Raw genomic sequence first — 20,798 nt, 5'->3', positions numbered from 1 at the left:
CGGTGGTGATGCAGTGTCGCAGTTCATCGACAGACGGCCCAACGGCAAAAACAAAAGCGCGGTAAACCGTCATAAGTTTATCCGGCGTTTCAAAAGCCAGATCAAAAAAGCCGTGGCGGACGCCGTCTCCGGGCGCAGCATCACTGATCTGGACCGGGGCGAGAAGGTCAACATTCCCGCCAAAGACATTAGCGAGCCCACCTTTCATCACGGCCCCGGCGGACGCCGGGAGGCGGTACACCCCGGCAACACTGACTTCGTCACCGGAGACCGTCTCCCCCGCCCCCTGGGCGGGGGTGGCGGATCCGGCAGTGGCAAGGCCAGCAAGCAAGGCGAAGGCCTGGACGATTTCGCTTTTCAAATCTCCCGCGAAGAATTTCTGGACCTGTTCTTTGACGACCTTGAGCTGCCCGACCTGGTAAAAACCCAGCTCGCCAAGCTGGTCAAGTACAAAAAAGTGCGCGCCGGTTACACTACCGACGGCGTCCCCGCCAACATCGACGTGGTCCGGTCGCTGAAAGGCGCACTGAGCCGGCGCATCGCCTTGCAAAGCCCCCACAAAAGCCGCCTGCGCGAAGCCGAGCAGGAACTGGCACAACTGCGCCAGTTTCACAACGAAGACGATCCGCAAGTGCAGGCCTTGCTGGAGCAGATCAAAAGCATCAAGGCCCGCCTGCGCGCAGTGCCCTTCATCGACAATTTCGATCTGCGCTACCGCAACCGCATCACCCAGACAGAACCCTCCAGCCAGGCCGTCATGTTTTGTCTCATGGATGTGTCCGGTTCCATGGATCAGGCCAAAAAAGACCTGGCCAAGCGGTTTTTTACATTGCTGTATTTCTTTTTGACCGGCACCTACGAGAGCATAGACTTGGTGTTTATTCGCCACCACACCGTCGCCAAGGAAGTAGACGAGAACGAGTTCTTTTATTCCAGGGAAACCGGCGGCACCGTGGTCTCCAGCGCCTTGAAGCTCATGCAGAACATCATCGATGAGCGCTATCCGCCCACCGAATGGAACATCTACGCCGCGCAGGCGTCCGACGGCGACAACTGGAGTGACGACTCCCCCCTGTGCCGCGAGCTGCTGATCAACCGCATCATGCCCAAGGTGCAATACTACGCTTACATCGAAATCGCCGACGACACACCCCGCGGCCTGTGGCGCGAGTTCCTGCGCATCAAGCAAAGTTGCCCCAATTTCGCCATGCAGCGCATCGCAGGTGCTGCTGACATCTTTCCGGTCTTTCGCAAACTGTTCAAAAAGAAAGGCCTGCAGGCATGAGCCAACTGCCCTACACCTCAGAGTGGTCCTATGAACTGCTGCAGCGCTACGAGGAGGTGATCCGCCGCAGCGCCGAAGAATACGGGCTGGACACTTATCCCAACCAGATTGAAATCATCAGCGCCGAGCAGATGATGGACGCCTATTCCTCGGTAGGCATGCCCGTAGGCTATCACCACTGGTCCTTCGGCAAACAGTTTCTGGGGGTGGAGCAACGCTACAAGCGCGGCCACATGGGCCTGGCCTATGAAATTGTGATCAACTCCAATCCCTGCATTGCCTATCTGATGGAGGAAAATTCCATGGCCATGCAGGCCCTGGTCATGGCGCACGCGTCTTACGGCCACAACTCCTTTTTCAAAGGCAATTACCTGTTCCGTACCTGGACCTGCCCCGACTCCATCATCGACTACCTGGTGTTCGCAAAAAACTACGTGATGGAGTGTGAACGCCGCCACGGCGAGGAGGAAGTCGAGCTGATCCTGGACTCCTGTCACGCCCTGATGAATTACGGTGTCGACCGCTACAAGCGTCCACCCCGCCTGTCCATCCAGGAAGAACGCGCCCGCCAAAAAGACCGGGAAGCCTATTTGCAATCCCAGATCAATGACCTGTGGCGGACCATCCCCAAACCCGTCGATGCGGAAATCGAACAAAGCCACGGCCGCTTCCCCAGCGAACCCCAGGAAAACATCCTCTATTTCATCGAAAAGAATGCACCCCTGCTGGAACCCTGGCAACGCGAGCTGGTGCGCATCGTGCGCAAGATCGCGCAGTACTTCTATCCCCAGCGGCAAACCCAGGTCATGAACGAGGGCTGGGCCACATTCTGGCATTACACCATCTTGAACTCGCTTTATGACAAAGGCTTGGTGGCCGACGGTTTCATGATTGAGTTGCTCAAAACACACACCAACGTCATCTACCAACCCCCCTACAACAGTCCCTTCTATTCAGGCATCAACCCTTACGCCCTCGGCTTCGCCATGTTTTGTGACATCCGTCGCATTTGCGAGCACCCTACCGAAGAAGACCGCCGCTGGTTCCCCGACATTGCCGGCAGCAACTGGCTTGAAACCCTGGATTTTGCCATGCGCAACTTCAAGGATGAAAGCTTCATTTCCCAGTATCTCTCCCCCAGACTCATCCGGGACTTCAAGCTTTTCAGCGTGCTGGACGACGACTGCGACAGCGAACTGGAAATCTCCGCGATCCACGACGAGGCGGGCTACCGCCATGTGCGCAGTGTACTGGCGCAGCAGTACAATCTCAGCGTGCGGGAGCCCAACCTGCAGGTTTACAACGTAAATTTGCGCGGCGACCGCGCCCTCACCGTACGCCACGTACAGCACAACCGGCAGCCGCTTGCGGACGACAGCGACGAAGTCATGAAACACTTGGCGCGGCTTTGGGGCTTCACGGTGAAGCTGGAATCTGTCTATGGCGACAGCGGCGTCGAAATCACCCACCAGTGCGAAAAAGTCCAATAGCGTCACACTTTCATATCGAAAGTTTTTGCGAACCTTTCCGATAAGAGCTATAGCGCCAGGGGAGCGGCCACAGCAAGCTTCCCTGCGCCCTGTCACCCCATGGATCCTTAAAATTGCAGGCCGCCCGGGAATCAACGGTTTGTCGGTATGAATAGCGAAATCGATCTGCCTGTTCCCCCGCTGTGCGCCGTCCGCCCCGAGACGGTGATCACCAAAGATGAACGCGTCGTCCTGGAACTCAGCGACGGGCGCAAACTCATCGGCGCCTTGCAAAGCTTCGATGCGGACGAAGGTCAGATCGAGGTCAGCGGCAAAACCCAAGACAGCACAAAAACGCTGGGTATGCATGAGATCCGGCTGATGCACGCGCCCGAGCCGCGGCTGTGGCTGCCCGACGAAGACAGCCTGCTATCGCCTTCAAAAGGGGTCAAAGTGACCACCGAGCCGCTGGAATTCGAAATTGAATTCAACGATCACAGCACCATAGACGGCAGCACCTTCGGCTTCCGCAACGGCCGCCACGGCATTCATTTGTTCCCCGTGCTGGAAGGCAAGCGCTATACCCACTTGTTCGTCCCCAACGGGGCCATCGCCCGCCACCGCATCGGCAAGCAACTGGGCCAGCAACTGGTCAAAGACCGTATCCTCAGCGAGAGGGACGTGGCCATGGTCCTGCTGGAACAACAGGAAAAAAGGTCCGAGTCCCTGGGCGATGTATTGACGCGCAACGCCATTATCAGCCCCGCCGCCCTGGAGCGGGCGGTCAAACGCCAGGAGCGCATGCCGCACATGCAGCTCGGCGAAATACTGGTGGAAGAGCGCATGATCGAGCGAGCTGAACTCGACAATGCCCTGGCGCAACAAAAACAACAGCGGCGCAAACCCCTGGGCGAGCTGCTGGTGGCCCGGGGTCTGGTGACGGCAGAGGACATTCAAAAAAGCCTGGCCTCCAAATACGGCGTGCCCTATGTCAATCTGCGCGAATTTCCGGTGGACTATGTGGCCGCCAAGTCCATCGGCTCCAGCTACGCCCGCTGCCACACCGTTTTGCCCGTGCACCGCTTCGGTTCCAAACTCGTCGTGGCCATGGATGACCCCACTAAGGGTGAAGTGATCGATGCCCTGCACAAGCAAACGGGACAAATCATCGAGCCCGTCATGGCGGGCCGCGAGGACATACTCTGGGCCATCGACCAGTACAACCGCGATCATCTGGAACCCAAGCAAAAAGCACAGGCTGCCCGCCAGACCCGGGCGCCCGGCCCCAAACTGCGCAGCAAGACCAGGGCGCCCGAAATCATGGACTTCATCAGCCGGGCGGCGGGCGAGGGCGCGAGCTATATTCACTTCGAATGCCAGGGACATAACCGCGGCATCAATGTCTCCTTTCGCATCGCCGAGCGGCTGGAACACCGGGGCAACATCACCGCCAGCCAGCAGACCGCCTTCCTCGCCCAACTCAAAACCCAAAGCCGTTTTCCCCAAGCCCTTGCGCATGTGCCGCAGCGGGGAGAACTCACGCTGGATTTAGGCGGACAGACCCGCACGTTGCCGCTCCACTATCTGCCCTGCGTCGACGGCAGGGAAGACTATGTGCTCCATTGCCTGCCCGACGCGTCACAGGACGGCTTCGAGCATTTGGATCTGAGCGACGAACACCTGCAGCGCCTGATCAAGCTCAGCGACAACCGCAGCGGATTGATCCTGGTCACGGGTCCCAGGGGCCAGGGCAAGTCCACCACTTTGCGCGCGCTGTTCGAACACATCAATGGTGACACCCGCAAGGCCTGGATGGTGGGGGAACACCCCTTTGCCCCGCCCCCCAACACCCGCCAACTGCGCGCCGACGCTCATGCGTTCAACGCGACCACCCAGCTCAAACAACTGGCCAGCGCTGATGCCGACGCCGCTTTCCTGCCCACCGTCACCGATGCGGCCACCACCCAGGCCATGATGGAATTCGTCCTGGGCGGCAGACTGGCCCTGGCCAGCACCCTGTCCCCCCGGGCGGCGGACGCCCTGACCACCTTGTTGCATCTGGGTGCGCCGGCCTATGCCCTGGCCGAGGGTTTGCGGGGTGTTTTGGGGCAGCGGCTGGCGCGCCGCCTGTGCACCCACTGCAAGGAACGCTACCACCCGGCCAAGGACGAACTGATCGCGCTGGCGGCGGAGTACCACGCGGAATCCGCACCCAGAGACGGTGCGCACAATCCCACGGTGCACGAAAGCATCGTCGCCCACTGGACCGAGCACTACGCCGACATGAACGGGGCTTTCACCCTCTATCGGCGCCGCGCCTGTCCGCGTTGTCATCATAGCGGCTATTCGGGACGACTGCCCCTGCATGAACTGTTGGAAATGACGGCGCCGTTGCGTCAGGCCTTGTTGGACGGTGCCACAAACCAAGCCCTGATCACCCTCGCGCGGCAGGGAGGAATGAAAACCTTGAAGCAGGACGGCATAGAAAAACTGCTGCAGGGCCAAACCGACCTCGCACAAGTGCGCGCGGCCTGCACGGACTAGGCCCGGCCCGGCGCCGCCACTGCCGCCGCCCCCCGCCGCGCCCACCAGACGCGGAACAGCAACAACACCAGCAAAGCCACCGCGTAATACAAAGGATCGCGCACGTCAGCCTTCACCAGCCACAGAAAGTGCAGCACACCCGCGGTGGCCGCCACATACACCAGTTGATGCAGGCGGGCCCAGCGGCGGCCCAGACGCCGCATCATGCCTTTGGTGGAGGTGACGGCCAAAGGCAGTAGCAGCACAAAGGCAGTGAAACCCACGGTGACGTAAGGCCGCTTGACGATATCTTTGACGATTTCATCCCAGTCGAAAAACTGATCGAAGACCAGATAAACGGTGATATGCAGACAGGCATAAAAAAAAGCGGACAAACCCAACATACGACGAAACCGGATGAGCGGCTGCCAGCCGGTCAAACGGCGCAGGGGGGTCACGGTCAGTGTCAGCAGCAACATGCGCAAAGCCCAGGCGCCGGTCTCGTGACTCAGGGTCTCGACCGGATTGGCACCCAAGCTGCCCTGCCAGGCGCGCCAGGCCAACAGCAGGACCGGCACCAGACACAGCACAAACAATACGGGTTTCAGCGCCCAACGTATCACTTGCGTTTCGTTCATCGTCAAAACACAGGGCGGGCTGCGCCCGCCAGATATCAGCAAATGGGAAACGGCGGGCACAGCCCGCCCCACATCAGAAAAACACTTTCAAATCCATGCGGGCATACATCGCCCCCACCTCCTCCCAATAGCCGTTAAACATCAGGGTGGGCCGCTTGAAGAAATCCCCAATCCGGCGTTCTCTGGCCTGACTCCAGCGGGGGTGATCCACTTTCGGATTCACATTGGCGTAAAATCCGTACTCCTTCGGGGAAGCCGCCATCCACGCCGTGGTGGGCATCTGCTCGCTGAGGCGGATTTTGACAATGGACTTGATGCTTTTGAAACCGTATTTCCACGGCACCACCAAACGCAATGGCGCGCCGTTTTGGTTCGGCAGCACCTCACCGTACATGCCCACAGCCAATATGGCCAAGGGGTGCATGGCCTCGTCCATGCGCAAGCCTTCCACGTAGGGCCAGTTCAGAATCCGGCGCCGTTGACCGGGAAACTGCTCAGGATCAAACAGGGTTTCAAATACCACAAACTTCGCCCGCGAGGTGGGTTGAAAGCGCTTCAGCACATCGCCCAGGGGAAAGCCCAGCCAGGGAATCACCATGGACCAGGCCTCCACGCAACGCAGCCGGTAAATGCGCTCTTCCAAAGCGTGGGGCCGGATAAGCTCATCCACATCCACAACGCCGGGCTTTTCCACCTCCCCTTCCACACTCACCGTCCAGGGACGCGGTTTCAGGCTGCCGGCCAGGCGGGCCGGGTCTTCCTTGTCGGTGCCGAATTCGTAGAAATTGTTATAACTGGTGGCGGCGGAATAAGGTGTCAATTCCTCATCCACCGTGTAGGAACCAGACTTGACGCCAGCCAGCTTCGTACCGGCCGCCGCCTCCAAGCTCACCAGGCCGGTGGCGGACGCCAGCCCCACTCCCGCCTGTTGAATGAAACGCCGGCGGGATAGATAATCCGCGTGCTCGGTGACATCCGACTCGGGGATATCCCAGGACTTTTTACGCTTGATTAACATGGTCATTCTCGTGTAGCGGGTCCACTGCGCGAACCGGTATTGGCATCACATCAGCCGAAAGGAAACGGCTATACTTGCCCCTCCCATGATGCAGACACTCCTCAGACAGATACTGCTCGGCGGCGGTCTGGCCCTGGCCTTCGGCCCGGTGCTGGCGGCCGGCCATGCCGTGGTGCTGGCCTATCATCATTTCGACGAGCCCCGCTACCGCGCCACCCACATCAGTTCGGAGCTGTTCGCCCGGGAATTGGACTTGTTGATCCGGGAAGGTTTCCACATCGTCGCCCTGCCCGAGCTGATTGAGCGTTGGTCGCAGGATGAAGCCATTCCCGACAAAACCGTCGCCATCACCATCGACGATGCCCACATTTCCGTCTACCGCGTGGCCTACCCCCTGCTGCGGGAACGCCAGCTGCCCTTCACCGTCTTCGTCGCCACCGACTACATCGACGAGCAACGCAAGGGCTACATGAGCTGGGACGAATTGCGGGACATGCAGGCCCACGGTGCCAGCTTCGCCAACCACTCCACCACCCACGCCAGCCTGGCCCTGCCACGGGCGGGAGAAAGCGTGCGCGCCTGGCTGCAACGGGCACGGCGCAACATCCTGCGGGCGCAGGACCGACTGGAAAAAGAACTGGGCCCCACACCGCCCCTGTTTGCCTACCCCTTCGGCGAATACAGTCAGGCCCTGGCAGACCTGGTGGACGAACTGGGCCTCATCGGCTTCGGTCAGCATTCCGGCGCCATCGGCCCCCACAGCGACCCCCGCGCCCTGCCGCGTTTTCCCCTGTCCGACGAATACCCGGACCTGAATCAGTTTCTGGTAAAAGCCAGCAGCCTGGCCCTGCCTGTGGTGGAGGTCTCCCCCTGGGAGCCGGTCACTCTCGCCAAACGCCCCGCCCTTACCGTCACCCTGGACGGCAAGCTTATGCCGGCGCAAGACATCATCGACTGCTACGCCGGCAAGCAGGGCCGGATCGAAGTGCAATGGATCAGCCGCACCCCCCCGCGTTTTCAAACCGAAGCGCCCGGACCCCTGCCCGTGGGCCGCAGCCGCTACAATTGCATCGCACCTTCAAAGGAAGCGGGGCGGTACTACTGGTACAGCCATCCGTGGCTCAGGACCAGCGAGGACGGGCTGTGAATACTCCACCGGCCTGGGGCCGGTGGCTCATGTTACGGCAATAAGCCGGATGGACCGGCCGTGCGGCCGGGCGTCCCCTCTCCCAAGACCGGGAGAGGCCAAAGGTGAGGGTTTCAGTTTCAACCCCGGAGCATGTCCCCACTTCACATCCGTCCCTCTCCCCTCAAGGGGAGAGGGGGTAAAAAGCAAGCATGCCGCCTCAAGGCGGGGGATTTACCGACCCCCTGTCAAAGACATTGAAGCCCGGCAGGCGCCGCAAGCCGGCACCTGGGGCGAATCAGCCCAACGCCACCCGCGCATTCCTGAACAGGCGCAACCACGGCCCGTCTTCGCCCCAGTCTTTGGGATACCAGCTGTTTTGCACGGTGCGGAAGACGCGTTCGGGGTGAGGCATCATGATGGTGGCACGGCCGTCGGCGGTGGTGAGACCGGCGATGCCGCGGGGGGAGCCGTTGGGGTTGGCAGGGTAGGCTTCAGTGGTCTGGCCACGGTTGTCAACGTAGGCCAGGCTGACCAGGCCGGCGGCCAGGGCCTGCTCGGCGCCATTGGCATGGGCAAACTCGGCCCGGCCTTCACCGTGGGCCACGGCGATGGGGATGCGGGAGCCGGCCATGCCGCGCAGCAACACCGAGGGCGAATCCTGCACTTCCACCAAGGCCACGCGGGCTTCGAATTGTTCAGAGAGGTTGCGTTGAAAGCGGGGCCAGTGTCCGGCGCCAGGGATGAGGTCCTTGAGCTGGGCCATCATTTGACAGCCGTTGCACACGCCCAGGCTCAGCGTGTCGCCGCGGGTGAAGTAGTCGGCGAAAGCGTCGCGCACGGGGCTGTGGAACAGAATGGATTTGGCCCAGCCGCCGCCCGCCCCCAGCACGTCGCCAAAAGAAAAACCGCCACAGGCGGCCAGAACCTGGAAGTCTTGCAGAGACACGCGCCGCGCCAAAAGATCGCTCATATGCACGTCCACGGCGGTGAAGCCAGCGCGGTCGAAGGCCGCCGCCATTTCCACCTGGCCGTTGACACCCTGCTCTCTGAGCACGGCCACTTTCGGGCGGACGCCCGTGTTCACAAAGGGCGCCGCCACGTCGTCGTCCACATCAAAGCTGAGTCTGACGTTCAAGCCCGGATCGCCGGCGTCCAGCAACCGGTCGTACTCCTGCCCGGCGCAGGCAGGATTGTCGCGCAGCGCCTGCATGCGGTAGCTGGTCTCGGCCCAGGCCCGCTGCCAGGTCACCCGCTGTTCCGCCAGCCATTCGCGTTGTTCGTAATTGAAGACGATGCGGTCGTCATCATTCAAACTGCCGATCACGTGGCTGTGCCGCCCCAGGCCTTCTTCCCTGAGCACGGCCAGCACCGTCTCAGTATCGCAATGGCGCACTTGCAGCACAGCGCCCAGCTCTTCGGCGAACAGGGCCGCCAGCGGGTCGTCGCCCAGATCGTCCAGGGTCACGGTGATGCCAGTGTGACCGGCGAAGGCCATTTCACACAGGGTGACGAACAAGCCGCCATCGGAACGGTCGTGATAAGCCAAAATCACACCGTCATCGTTCAGGCTTTGAATGGCATCGAAGAAATGCCGCATGGCCTGGGGGTCATCCAGGTCGGCGGCATGGTGGCCCAGCTGGCCATAGACCTGCGCCAGGGCGGAGGCGCCCAAACGGTTCTGGCCTTTGCCCAGGTCGATTAAAATCAGATCGGTATCGCCCTCGTCCCTGCGTAACTCCGGAGTGAGGGTCTGGCGCACATCTTCCACCGGGGCGAAAGCGCTGACAATCAGCGACAGCGGCGCGGCCATGTCCCGCTGTTCGCCGTCCTGCTCCCACACGGTGCGCATGGACAGTGAATCTTTGCCCACAGGAATGGCGATATCCAGGGCGGGACACAGTTCCATGCCCACGGCTTTGACGGCATCAAACAGGCCCGCATCTTCGCCGGGGTAGCCGGCGGCGGCCATCCAGTTGGCGGAGAGTTTGATGTCGCCGATGTAGTCGATGCGGCTGGCGGCGATGTTGGTGATGGCCTCGCCCACCGCCAGACGCGCCGCAGCGGCATGTTGCAGCAAGGCCGCCGGGGTGCGCTCACCCACGGCCATGGCCTCACCGCCGTATTCGGTGAAACAACCCACCGTCACGGCGCAGTCTGCCACCGGCACCTGCCAGGGGCCCACCATCTGGTCGCGCGCCACCAAGCCGGTGACACTGCGGTCGCCAATGGTGATCAGAAAGCTTTTTGAGCCACAGCCGGGCAGGCGCAGCACGCGCCCGGCCGCCTCGTTCACGTCGATGAGCGCGCGGTCCAGCTCGGGTTTGGCGTAGGTGCGGTGGCGCACATCGCGAAACATTTTTGGCGGCTTGCCCAGCAGCATGGGCAGCGGCATATCCACCGGCGTGTTGTTAAACTCGCTGTCGCCCACCAGCAGTTGTTGCTCTTCGGTAACCTCCCCCACCACGGCAAAGGGGCAGCGCTCCCGTTCGCAAATGGCCTGAAACTGCGCCATGGCCTCGGCGGACACGGCCATCACGTAGCGCTCTTGCGCCTCGTTGCACCAGATTTGCAGCGGCGACATGCCCGGATCGTCGGACGGGATGGCGCGCAACTCGATGGTGGCGCCCCGACCGCTGTCGTGCACCAGCTCGGGCAGGGCATTGGACAGGCCACCGGCACCCACATCGTGAATGCTGACGATGGGATTGTCTTCGCCCAGCTGCCAGCAGCGGTCGATGACTTCCTGGGCGCGGCGCTGCATTTCCGGGTTGCCCCGTTGCACGGAGGCGAAATCCAGCGCCGCGTTGCCGGCACCGCTGGCCACAGACGAGGCCGCACCGCCACCCAGACCGATCAGCATGGCCGGCCCACCCAGCACCACCAGCTGCGCCCCCGGCGGCAGGGGGAGCTTGTCCACCAGCTGGGGCCGGATGGCACCCACGCCCCCCGCCAACATGATGGGTTTGTGGTAACCGCGCAGCGCTGCACCTTCGGGGCCAGGCACTTTTGCTTCGAAGGTGCGGAAATAGCCGCACAGATTGGGGCGGCCGAATTCATTGTTAAACGCCGCCGCACCGACGGGGCCTTCCAGCATGATGTCAAGCGCCGAGGCAATGCGGGCCGGTTTGCCGTAGTCCGGCTCCCAGGCCTGCTCGAAGCCGGGAATGCGCAGATTCGATACGGAAAAGCCGCACAGACCCGCTTTGGGCTTGGCGCCCCGGCCGGTGGCCCCTTCGTCGCGGATCTCGCCGCCCGCACCGGTGGCCGCGCCGGGAAAAGGGGAAATGGCGGTGGGGTGGTTGTGGGTCTCCACTTTGATGCACAGATGGGCATCTTCCCGCACGTGCTGATATTCCCCCGTCCCGGGATCGGGGAAAAAGCGTTCGGCCCGCGGCCCGGCCAGCACGGCGGCATTGTCACGATAGGCCGAGAGCACCCCGTCGGGCCAGTGGTCGTGGGTGTTGCGGATCATGTCAAACAGAGAGTGGCTTTGCTCGCGCCCGTCGATGCGCCAGCCGGCGTTGAAAATTTTGTGGCGGCAGTGTTCGGAATTGGCCTGGGCGAACATCATCAATTCCACGTCAGTGGGATTGCGGCCCAGAGCGGTAAAACCGTCCAGCAGATAATCCAGCTCGTCCTCGCTCAGCGCCAGGCCCAGTTCCTTGTCCGCTGTCGCCAGCGCCTCGCGGCCGCCACCGAGCACGTCCACCGTTTGCAGGGGCGCGGGCTCGGCAGCGGCGAACAGATCTTCCGCCTCATCCAGCTCGCGGAGCACGCTTTCGGTCATGGGATCGTGCACCAGTGCAGCCAAGGCGGCATACTCAGCATCCAAAGAGGCCGCGGCGCTGAAGTAATAGGCCACGCCCCGCTCCACCCGCGCCACCTTGGCCAGGCCGCAGCGGCGGACGATGTCGGTGGCTTTGCTGGACCAGGGGGAGACTGTGCCCAGACGCGGGGTGACCAGCAGCAACTCCCCCGCCGGGGCCTGCGCCATGGGCGGCCCGTCGCCATAGCTAAGCACCTGCGCCAATACCGCGCGCTCATCATCGCTCAGGCGCTGTTCCAGCTCGACGAAGTGCACGTATTCAGCGTATACACTCGTGACCGCGGGCACCCGCTCCTGCACCGCGGCGAGCAGCTTCTTTCGGCGAAACGACGACAAAGCGGCCGAGCCGCGCAAACTCAACATGTCAATCTCCCTGGCCATGGCAATGGTGTTTTCTAATGCTGCCCGTCGTTGACATTCCGTTGTCGTGCTTCACGGCTGTGGCGCGCCGACGGGTCTTCAACGCTTTCTGCCGTATCCGCCCGGCGTTTCCAACAAGCGAAGCTGTGAATCCAGGTGACCCTTGCGTTTGGCCACTCCGTAGTGCGAGTTTTCCTCCACATCTTCATTGCCCCATTGCCCCCAACCGTCCCGGTGAAAGCGCGCGAACAACTCCAGGTAGGGACCCGGCGAACAGGACTCGATGACATCGTAGATTTCGTCGGGCTTGCGGGAATGCTCACGCTTTTGCGTCACCAGCATGTTCACCTGGGTCCGGCCCGGTTGCAGGGTGCGCAGGCTGCCGCGCACACCGAATAATATAAGTTCGGTGACGTTGCGAAAATAAAAGCCGACGCCGCGCCCGTCGGGACCGCCGTCTTTCCGGATCTTGTACCAAACCAGGTTGGACTTGTATGCAAACCCCCACGCCGCCATGACCTTGAGACCTTCTTGCAACAAGGCGTTGGGCACCCACAGATACAGATGTGACTTTGCCGCGGCCACTGTGGCGACCGGAAGCGCCAGAATCTCTTTCAGTGTCATCGTCGGATACCGTAGCAACCGCCTGTGTTCCGGCGCCATCTTCCCGGTCCGGTTTTGAAACTGCCACGGGGGATCGGCCAATATCGTCGCGTACCTTCCCTCTACTTTAGCCAAAAGATCGCCGGCGGGATCAGGCTCTGCCTTGGGGCCAGCCTTTGCCGAGACTGCGCCGCTGTCCACCACCATCACGGCAGCCTGATCCCCAAGCGCCGCGCCGCCTCTTCGTAGGCTTCCACCACATTGCCGAGCCCCTGGCGAAAACGGTCTTTGTCCAGCCTGGTGCGGGTTTCGGCGTCCCACAGGCGGCAGCCGTCGGGACTGAATTCGTCGCCCAGCACCATGCCGCCGTGGAAGCGGCCGAACTCCAGTTTGTAGTCCACCAGTAACATGCCGGCATCGAGAAAGAGCTGCTTGAGCACGTCGTTCACCCGGAAGGTAAGGCGCTTCATGGCGGTGATTTCGTCTTCGCTCGCCCAGTTGAAGGCGAGGATATGGTAATCGTTGACCATGGGGTCGTGCAGGGCATCGTTCTTGAGAAAGAACTCGAACACGGGGGGCTGCAACTCCACCCCTTCGGCCACTCCCAGACGGCGGCACAGGCTGCCGGCAGTGATATTGCGCACCACACATTCGAGCGGAATCATGTCCAGTTTCTTTACCAGCGCGTCGGTGTCGGACAACAGCCGTTCGAAATGGGTGGGAATACCCGCCTCCCGGAGCCGGGTCATGATGTGGGCGTTGAACAGGTTGTTGACCATGCCCTTGCGGTCGAGCTGGGCCACCTTCTCACCGTTGAAGGCAGAGGTGTCGTCGCGAAAGCGCATGACCAGATAATCCGGGTCAGCGGTTTTGAAGATTGATTTGGCTTTGCCGGAATAGAGTTCCTGGCGGATTTCCATGGCGGGTCCTCGTTGTCTCATGGTGGTGGCGGCCGCGCCGGAGCGCCCGTCATGTTATTTCGCGCCAGGGCAGGACCTGGTCTTGGGTGGCTACAGCAACATCACCCGGCATCGCACCCAGGGCATCCGCCAGGGCCGCCCGGGCCAGGCCGGGCGTGTTGTTCTTTTCACTCAGGTGAGCGGCCAGCACATGCTGCAGGCAACTGGTGTCGATGCGACCGAGCAACGCCGCCGCCTGGGCGTTGCTCAGATGGCCGTAGCTGCCACCCACCCGCCGCTTCAGCGCGGGGGGATAATCCCCTCCCTCCAGCAACACCGGCTCGTAATTGCACTCCAGCACCAGGGCATCCACACCATCGAGACACTGTTCCACATGGGGCGTCACACTGCCGCAGTCGGTCAACAGGCCAAGCCGCACCCGGCCATCGCCGAACACGCACTGGCCGGGCTCCGCAGCGTCGTGAGGCACGGGGAAGGGCTGAATCTGCAGATCACCGATGGCGAAATCCTGGTGACAGTGGAACAGCCTCCGGTCCGGCACGTCGGCCAAGCCTTTGTGGCGCGCCGTGCCGGCGGTAAGCCACACCGGCAGACCGCGCTGACGGGCCAGGGCGGCAACGCCCTGGACGTGATCCCCATGTTCGTGGGTGACCAGCACCGCGCTCAAGTCCCCCAGACATCTGCCCACTTGCGCCAGGCGCCGGCCCAACTCCTGAACACTGAAGCCGCAGTCCACCAGCAAACAGGTGCCACCCGCTTCGATCACCAGGCCGTTGCCCCGGCTGCCACTGCCCAGCACCGCAAAACGCACGATTCAGGCGCCACCGCCACTCAGCGGCCGGGGAATGCCGGACTGCCGGACAGATAAGTTTTGAACCGGTCCAGCCACTGGGCTTCGAGCAGGGGATCAGACTCACCCGCCCGCCACGCCTCCTCTGAGGCACCCGCTTCCCGCTGCAAACTCTCATGGACGAGATAAATCTCGCTGGTGTCTGCCACCCGTCCCGCTTCCACCAGCCACCGCAAACGGTGGCGCCGGATCGTGCGCAGGGCCGGGTCCGACGCCGGCCGCCAGGCGGTGGTAACAATGCCTTCCACCCGGTCGAAACGCTCCACGGTCCAGCCTGATTGTTCCAAAAAGGCTTTCAGGCGGGACAAGATCTCCGCCGACGCGCCGACGGCGACCAGCCAGCGGCGGCTGCCATCGCGCTGAACAGACGCTGCGGGGGGCGCGCCGGGGACGCCCGCCGCGGCGACGCGGGGCACGGCGAGATCGGGGTCGCTGCGGGGCGAGACCAAATCCGGTGGCACTTCCAGGGGCGGCAGGGGCTTGGCTTTGAGGTAGAGGTCATCTTCTTTGTTGCTGCACGCATTCAAGGACACGGCTGCCGCCAGCGCACAACACAGAACCAACAGGACTCGAAGCATAATCAAAAGGGGACTTTCTGGATGTTTATAGGACGCCCGCCCGACGCATGGCATCGCGGACAGTGTCGTGACACGTCTCGGACAGCGGCGTGAGGGGCAGGCGGATACCCGGCGCGATCCTGCCCAGCTCCGCCAGCGCCCATTTGACGGGAATGGGGTTGGACTCCACAAACAAGCCCTGGTGCAGACCGCCAAGGGACCGGTCCAGGGCCTCGGCCCGGGACCGGTCCCCGGCCAGGGCAGCGGCGCACATCTCATGCATGGCCCGGGGGGCGAGATTGGCACTGACGGAAATCACCCCCTTGGCACCAGCCAGGATCATCTCCCGGGCGATGGCGTCATCACCGCTGTACAGATCCAACCGCCCGCCGCAGCGTTCCAACACGGCGCGGGCCCGCTCCAGGCTGCCCGTGGCTTCTTTGATGCCGACGATATTGGGAACGTGGGACAGGCGCTCCACCGTCTCCGGCAGCATATCCACGGCAGTGCGGCCGGGAACGTTGTAAAGGATCTGGGGAATGGGCACCGCCTCAGCCACGGCCAGATAGTGGCGGTAGAGCCCCTCCTGGGTCGGCTTGTTGTAGTAAGGCGTCACCAGCAGGCAGGCATCCGCCCCCCCTTCCAGAGCGCAACGGGTCAGGCTGATGGCCTCGCGGGTGGAATTGGCTCCTGTGCCGGCAATCACCGGGATGCGTCCGGCCACCATGCGCACCACCTCCCGGATCACCCGGCAATGCTCTTTTTCATCCAGGGTGGCGGATTCGCCGGTGGTGCCCACGGCCACCACCGCGTCAGTGCCCTGTTCGATATGCCAGGCCAGCAGACGCTCCAGCGCCTCGAAATCCAGACTGTCGTCGGCCTTCATGGGTGTCACCAAAGCCACCATGCTGCCGTGAAACATGGAACACCTCCATCGATGGGTCACTGGAGAGCCGCGGGCGGCCCCCCACACCCCGCGCCACGGTCCGGGGTCAGACCGGGCAGCTTACAACCGGGGGCACTCAGCGCGCCGTGAAATCTGTTAGGGGATGGTACTTGCGCGGTCTCGTTCTGACAAGGCGGACGCTGGAACAGCCGACTGAAAAACCGGAATTTTTCTGCGTCACTGCACACAGTGTCAGAACCGCGGAGAGGAACTGCAACACCCTTTCGACCCACCGGACCCGCCCGCCGGGCTCCGACCGCACAAACTGTATTTATGGGCCCGCGGAAACGGCGTATTATTAATCCCCGGTTTGAACTGGGAGCATCCATGAGCACTGTGACAGTGGGACAGGCCGTGCCCGATTTTACCGTGCCGGCGACGGGAGACCGGGACGTCACGCTTTCTGAACTGAAGGGAAAGAACGTGGTGCTGTATTTTTACCCCAAGGACAGCACCCCGGGCTGTACCCGGGAGGGCCAGGACTTCCGCGCCCTGCACGAACAATTTAAACGAGCGAACACCATGGTGTTCGGCGTCTCCCGCGACAGCCTCAAATCACACGAAAACTTCAAAGCGAAACAGGACTTTCCTTTTGAACTGCTGTCTGACACCGAGGAAACGCTGTGTCAGATGTTCGATGTCATCAAAATGAAAAACATGTACGGCAAACAAGTGCGGGGCATCGAGCGCAGCACTTTTCTGATCGACGCCGAGGGCGTGCTGCGGCAGGAATGGCGCAAGGTCAAAGTGGACGGTCATGCCCAAAGCGTGCTGGATGCGGTCAAAGCCCTCTGACCCGCAACGGCGCTACCCCGGTGGTACTCCACCCCTTCCCCCGGCGGGGGTGAGAGGGCAGGCGGTGCTGCTTCGGCCTGACGCTGTCTGCCACGGTTTACGGCTGGCCTGACCGCCAGCCCGGCGATGCACCGTCCCTCTCTGTGCATGACAAACCCGCCTTTACCCATCACTGACACGGCGGCCAGGCGCCGCCCGGCAATGAAACATCATGGCCATAGACGGCAACGCAAACAAACGCCTGATTGTGCTGGACACCAATGTGCTGATGCACGATCCGAGCTGTTTGTTTCGCTTTAAAGAGCACGATATTTTCCTCCCCATGATGGTCCTGGAGGAGCTGGACAACAATAAGCGCGGTCATTCCGAAGTGGCGCGCAACGCCCGCCAGGCCAGCCGCTTTCTGGAGGAACGCATACGCAATGTCTCCCGCGAGGCCATAGAACAGGGGCTGGCGCTGCCCCCGCTGGGTGACAACGGCAGCGGCGGAAAGCTCTATTTTCAGACCCGCACCCTAAGGTACGACCTGCCGCGGGACTTGCCGGGCAATGTGCCGGACAACACAATTCTGGCCACCGTGCTCGCCCTGCAAACGCGGCTGCCGGACCGGGCTGTGGTGCTGGTGTCCAAAGACATCAACCTGCGGATCAAAGCGGCAGCACTGGGCATTCAGGCGGAGGATTACCGCAACGACAAAGTGTTGGATGACTTGTCGCTGCTGGCCACGGGCCAGGCGCGGCTGGCCGAAGGCTTTTGGGAGCGCAGCGGTAAACGGCTGAAATCCTGGCAGGACAACGGCCGCACTTATTACACACTGAGCGGCCCGGATGTGGACACCTGGCATCCCAATATGCTGGTACACGACGGCCGGGCTGATGGCTTCGAAGCCATCGCCCGGCGCCTCGACGCCGGCACGGCCACCTTGGAACTGTTGGACAACTACCGCAAAAGCCATCACAGTGTTTGGGGCATCAACGCCCGCAACCGGGAACAAAATTTTGCTCTCAATGTGCTGATGGACCCGGACATCGACATCGTCACCCTGCTGGGCAACGCCGGCACGGGCAAAACCCTGCTCACCCTGGCCGCAGGACTGGCGCAGGTGCTGGACGAACGCCGCTATCAGGAAATCATCATGACCCGGGCCACGGTACCCATGGGTGAAGACATCGGCTTTCTGCCCGGCACCGAGGAAGAGAAGATGGCGCCGTGGATGGGCGCCCTGATGGACAATCTGGAAGTGCTGTCCAATACTGACGGCGGCAGCTGGGGGCGGGCGGCCACCAATGATCTGCTGCGCAACCGGATTAAAATTCACGCCATGAACTTTATGCGCGGCCGCACGTTCCTGAACAAGTACGTGATCATCGACGAGGCGCAAAACCTCACGTCCAAGCAAATGAAGGCCCTGATCACCCGCGCCGGACCGGGAACAAAGATGGTGGTGCTGGGTAACGTGGGGCAGATTGACACGCCCTATTTGACGGAAACCACCTCAGGCCTGACTTACGTCGTCGACCGATTCAAGACCTGGGATCATGCCTCACACATCACCCTGCTGAGCGGCGAGCGCTCCCGCCTGGCGGACTACGCCAGCGACATTTTGTAACCCACACCGGGGACACCCCCCTACTCCTCCACCGAGCGGGGCCAGGCGTTGAGCACGGCTTTGACCAGCGTCGCCAGCGGAATGGCAAAAAACACGCCCCAAAAGCCCCAGAAACCGCCGAAGATGAGTATGGCGACGATGATCGCCACGGGGTGAAGATTGACCGCCTCCGAAAACAGCCAGGGCACCAGCACGTTGCCGTCCACGGCCTGGATGATGAAATAGGCCACAAGCACGTAGGTGAAATCCGCCCCCCAGCCCCACTGGAAGAACGCAATGATCACCACCGGAAACGTGACCACCACCGCGCCAATGTAGGGAATGATCACCGACAGGCCGACCAACACCCCCAACAGCATCGAGTAGCGCAGCCCCATCAGCGCAAACACCACCCCCGTGACCACACCGACGATGAGAATCTCAACGATTTTGCCGCGGATGTAGTTGCCGATCTGCTGGTCCATTTCCCGCCACACCCGGGTGGCCAGGGCGCGTTCCCGGGGCAGCATGCCGGACAACCAGCTCACCATGGGACCCTTGTCCTTGAGGAAGAAAAACACCAGCACCGGCACCAAAATGAGATAAACCAGCAAGGTGAACAGGCCCGTCAGGGTGGTCAGGGACATCGACAGCATGGCCTGCCCCACATCGGCCACACCGGACTTGATCCCCGCCATGGCCTCCTTCACCTGGGCTTCAGTGATAAAGCGGGGATACAGCTCGGGCAGTTGCAACAAGGCCTGCTGTCCCTTGGCCACCATATTGGGCAGTTCCTGCACCAGCTGGGTCAACTGGCTGGATACCAGCGGGATGAGCACGAACAGAATCAGCACCAGCGAGGTGACGAAACCGCTAAAGACCACACTCACCGCGACGATCCGCGGCGCCCCGCGTTTTTCCAGCGCCTTGACGCTGCCTTCGAGCATGTAGGCAATCACCAGGCTGGCCAACACCGGCATCAGAATATCGCCCAGGAAAATAACGATGGCGAACCCCAACACCAACAGCACGGCCAGGATCACCGCTTCCGGGTCGGAAAAATACTTCTTGATCCAGCGGTTGATGATTCCGCTCATCGGATAGGGCGTACTCCGGACATGACCATCGGCCACCCCGGCCCTGGCATGTTTTTTTCTGTCTCCATTCGCCATAAAAGAGGCAGTTCCTTCGGGCTTGGCGGCTGTGCGCACCAAGCGCAATGATAACCAATAATGACCGCCACCGCCTCCCACGCGATGGAAAGGCGCGGGAGATAGCCGGAACACGATCACTGCGGCATGCTGCAGGCCGGTGTGGAGAACAGGTGGCTGAAGCGGATACGCGCCGCAGCGGGGCGGGACAACACCGTCAACCCGTCTCCCACTATGCGCTATTGCAAAGTCACCGGGTGGCCCAAAGACAGGCCCAACAGCTCATCGGCGCGTCCCTGGTTCACTGCCAGTTCCACCAGACCCACGGAATTGGAATACCAAAAAGCCTGGCCCGGCGGCATGTCGCTGAAGGTGCGCGCCCGCGGCAAGACCCGCCCGCCCACCATGACCCGGCCTCCCTCATCCAGAACGCAGGCCCGCACACCGGTCATGGCATTGCCGTAGTCATCAATGAACACAACCTCCGGCAAGTCCTCCGGCCAGACCGTTCCCACGCGGGTAGTGGGCGCCCGCTCCTTCCCGGGGGGACTGCCGCCCCGGGCCAGGACGGCGGCGATAGGCGCGAACACGTCGCGGCCGTGGAAACTGGCGGAAGGGGCAAAACGGCGCCAATCAATGTCCCAACAACGGACCCTGCCGGCACGCGCCACCAACACATCAAACAAACCGTTGTCGGGACCAACAAACCAGCGCTCATCCGCCCACAAGACCACGGCCCCCCGCTCCGGCTGCCCCACACCGGGGTCCACCACGCAGACAAACACCGTGCCCGCCGGAAACTCGCCGGGATAGGCGGCAAGCAGATAAGCGGCCAGCTTGGGACGGAAGCGAGGCGCCCGGGAAAGCAGATTCACCACCGTAAGCCCGGAACCGGCGCGATAAACCGCGGCCTCCATCTGCCCGAGATACGGCCCGCCGCCGAAATCAGTATAAAAAACGATCATCCGGCACCCCGCCCCCCTTTTCAGGGCCCTCAATCGAGTAGGAGGCGGGGTCACCCCCGCCGTCCTCTCACACCACCGGACGTGCGGTTCCGCATCCGGCGGTTCATGAGACACACTGGAGTCGTCGCACCGTATCGAGCAGCGACACCAGCCCCAAACGATCAAAGTAGGCCTT

Annotated in this window: 16 protein-coding genes; 6 read left to right on the top strand and 10 right to left on the bottom strand. The window is 62.1% G+C overall.

What is annotated here, in order from left to right; all coding sequences use genetic code 11:
- Positions 1 to 13 precede the first annotated feature (13 nt).
- From ENJ19_11210 to ENJ19_11200, 3 genes are all read left to right on the top strand, one after another.
- A complete protein-coding gene (locus tag ENJ19_11210; protein HHM06289.1) occupies positions 14 to 1,285 on the top strand; it encodes a YeaH/YhbH family protein in 1,272 nt (423 codons plus the stop codon).
- Entirely contained in the window at positions 1,282 to 2,775 is a 1,494-nt protein-coding gene (locus ENJ19_11205; protein ID HHM06288.1) for a SpoVR family protein, read from the top strand. Before ENJ19_11210 ends, ENJ19_11205 begins: the two co-directional genes overlap by 4 nt.
- Before the next feature lie 147 nt (positions 2,776 to 2,922).
- Complete coding sequence (locus ENJ19_11200; protein HHM06287.1) at positions 2,923 to 5,298, top strand: hypothetical protein; 2,376 nt, start codon at positions 2,923 to 2,925, stop codon at positions 5,296 to 5,298.
- Here the strand turns inward: ENJ19_11200 and ENJ19_11195 are convergent.
- Positions 5,295 to 5,915, bottom strand: a complete 621-nt coding sequence (locus ENJ19_11195) for a sulfoxide reductase heme-binding subunit YedZ (GenBank protein ID HHM06286.1) — start codon at positions 5,913 to 5,915, stop codon at positions 5,295 to 5,297. The genes ENJ19_11200 and ENJ19_11195 overlap by 4 nt on opposite strands.
- Before the next feature lie 73 nt (positions 5,916 to 5,988).
- Entirely contained in the window at positions 5,989 to 6,933 is a 945-nt protein-coding gene (msrP, locus tag ENJ19_11190; GenBank protein HHM06285.1) for a protein-methionine-sulfoxide reductase catalytic subunit MsrP, read from the bottom strand.
- An 85-nt stretch (positions 6,934 to 7,018) separates the two neighbouring features.
- Between msrP and ENJ19_11185 the strand changes: the two genes are divergently transcribed.
- Entirely contained in the window at positions 7,019 to 8,080 is a 1,062-nt protein-coding gene (locus ENJ19_11185; protein ID HHM06284.1) for a hypothetical protein, read from the top strand.
- A 277-nt stretch (positions 8,081 to 8,357) separates the two neighbouring features.
- Here the strand turns inward: ENJ19_11185 and ENJ19_11180 are convergent, their stop codons facing one another.
- The 6 genes from ENJ19_11180 to ENJ19_11155 all read right to left on the bottom strand — a co-directional run bounded on the left by ENJ19_11180 (position 8,358) and on the right by ENJ19_11155 (position 16,100).
- Entirely contained in the window at positions 8,358 to 12,251 is a 3,894-nt protein-coding gene (locus tag ENJ19_11180) for a phosphoribosylformylglycinamidine synthase (GenBank protein ID HHM06283.1), read from the bottom strand.
- Positions 12,252 to 12,347: 96 nt separating this feature from the next.
- Positions 12,348 to 13,058 (bottom strand): S-adenosylmethionine-binding protein, encoded by a 711-nt coding sequence (locus tag ENJ19_11175; GenBank protein ID HHM06282.1) that lies wholly within the window; start codon positions 13,056 to 13,058, stop codon positions 12,348 to 12,350.
- Positions 13,058 to 13,771: a phosphoribosylaminoimidazolesuccinocarboxamide synthase gene (locus ENJ19_11170; protein HHM06281.1), complete on the bottom strand. Its 714-nt coding sequence runs from the start codon at positions 13,769 to 13,771 to the stop codon at positions 13,058 to 13,060. Before ENJ19_11170 ends, ENJ19_11175 begins: the two co-directional genes overlap by 1 nt.
- A gap of 49 nt (positions 13,772 to 13,820) precedes the next feature.
- The gene (locus ENJ19_11165; GenBank protein ID HHM06280.1) at positions 13,821 to 14,582 is read right to left on the bottom strand and encodes an MBL fold metallo-hydrolase; all 762 of its coding nucleotides are present in this window, start codon (positions 14,580 to 14,582) and stop codon (positions 13,821 to 13,823) included.
- Positions 14,583 to 14,602: 20 nt separating this feature from the next.
- On the bottom strand, positions 14,603 to 15,253 hold the full coding sequence (gene bamC / locus ENJ19_11160) for an outer membrane protein assembly factor BamC (protein HHM06279.1): 651 nt from the start codon (positions 15,251 to 15,253) through the stop codon (positions 14,603 to 14,605).
- Positions 15,225 to 16,100 (bottom strand): 4-hydroxy-tetrahydrodipicolinate synthase, encoded by an 876-nt coding sequence (locus tag ENJ19_11155; protein ID HHM06278.1) that lies wholly within the window; start codon positions 16,098 to 16,100, stop codon positions 15,225 to 15,227. The genes bamC and ENJ19_11155 overlap by 29 nt, the downstream gene beginning before the upstream one ends.
- 351 nt (positions 16,101 to 16,451) lie before the next feature.
- On the opposite strand from ENJ19_11155, the gene ENJ19_11150 reads away from it, so the two are divergent.
- Entirely contained in the window at positions 16,452 to 16,919 is a 468-nt protein-coding gene (locus ENJ19_11150; GenBank protein ID HHM06277.1) for a peroxiredoxin, read from the top strand.
- A gap of 211 nt (positions 16,920 to 17,130) precedes the next feature.
- Positions 17,131 to 18,528, top strand: a complete 1,398-nt coding sequence (locus tag ENJ19_11145) for a PhoH family protein (protein ID HHM06276.1) — start codon at positions 17,131 to 17,133, stop codon at positions 18,526 to 18,528.
- A 20-nt stretch (positions 18,529 to 18,548) separates the two neighbouring features.
- Here the strand turns inward: ENJ19_11145 and ENJ19_11140 are convergent, their stop codons facing one another.
- Together ENJ19_11140 and ENJ19_11135 are read right to left on the bottom strand one after the other, a co-directional pair.
- Positions 18,549 to 19,604: an AI-2E family transporter gene (locus tag ENJ19_11140; GenBank protein HHM06275.1), complete on the bottom strand. Its 1,056-nt coding sequence runs from the start codon at positions 19,602 to 19,604 to the stop codon at positions 18,549 to 18,551.
- Positions 19,605 to 19,897: 293 nt separating this feature from the next.
- Complete coding sequence (locus ENJ19_11135) at positions 19,898 to 20,623, bottom strand: hypothetical protein (GenBank protein HHM06274.1); 726 nt, start codon at positions 20,621 to 20,623, stop codon at positions 19,898 to 19,900.
- Positions 20,624 to 20,798 lie beyond the last annotated feature (175 nt).

It is taken from the genome of Gammaproteobacteria bacterium (assembly GCA_011375345.1).
Lineage (GTDB): Bacteria > Pseudomonadota > Gammaproteobacteria > DRLM01 > DRLM01 > DRLM01.
This window is presented reverse-complemented; position numbering and strand designations above follow the sequence as displayed.

Coding starts and splice junctions, on each gene's coding strand:
- ENJ19_11135 (HHM06274.1), bottom strand. CDS start 20,623: ATGATCGTTTTTTATACTGATTTCGGCGGCGGGCCGTATCTCGGGCAG.
- msrP (HHM06285.1), bottom strand. CDS start 6,933: ATGTTAATCAAGCGTAAAAAGTCCTGGGATATCCCCGAGTCGGATGTC.
- ENJ19_11180 (HHM06283.1), bottom strand. CDS start 12,251: ATGTTGAGTTTGCGCGGCTCGGCCGCTTTGTCGTCGTTTCGCCGAAAG.
- ENJ19_11205 (HHM06288.1), top strand. CDS start 1,282: ATGAGCCAACTGCCCTACACCTCAGAGTGGTCCTATGAACTGCTGCAG.
- ENJ19_11140 (HHM06275.1), bottom strand. CDS start 19,604: ATGAGCGGAATCATCAACCGCTGGATCAAGAAGTATTTTTCCGACCCG.
- ENJ19_11170 (HHM06281.1), bottom strand. CDS start 13,771: ATGGAAATCCGCCAGGAACTCTATTCCGGCAAAGCCAAATCAATCTTC.
- ENJ19_11185 (HHM06284.1), top strand. CDS start 7,019: ATGATGCAGACACTCCTCAGACAGATACTGCTCGGCGGCGGTCTGGCC.
- ENJ19_11150 (HHM06277.1), top strand. CDS start 16,452: ATGAGCACTGTGACAGTGGGACAGGCCGTGCCCGATTTTACCGTGCCG.
- ENJ19_11195 (HHM06286.1), bottom strand. CDS start 5,915: ATGAACGAAACGCAAGTGATACGTTGGGCGCTGAAACCCGTATTGTTT.
- bamC (HHM06279.1), bottom strand. CDS start 15,253: ATGCCATGCGTCGGGCGGGCGTCCTATAAACATCCAGAAAGTCCCCTT.
- ENJ19_11200 (HHM06287.1), top strand. CDS start 2,923: ATGAATAGCGAAATCGATCTGCCTGTTCCCCCGCTGTGCGCCGTCCGC.
- ENJ19_11155 (HHM06278.1), bottom strand. CDS start 16,100: ATGTTTCACGGCAGCATGGTGGCTTTGGTGACACCCATGAAGGCCGAC.
- ENJ19_11145 (HHM06276.1), top strand. CDS start 17,131: ATGGCCATAGACGGCAACGCAAACAAACGCCTGATTGTGCTGGACACC.
- ENJ19_11175 (HHM06282.1), bottom strand. CDS start 13,058: ATGGTGGTGGACAGCGGCGCAGTCTCGGCAAAGGCTGGCCCCAAGGCA.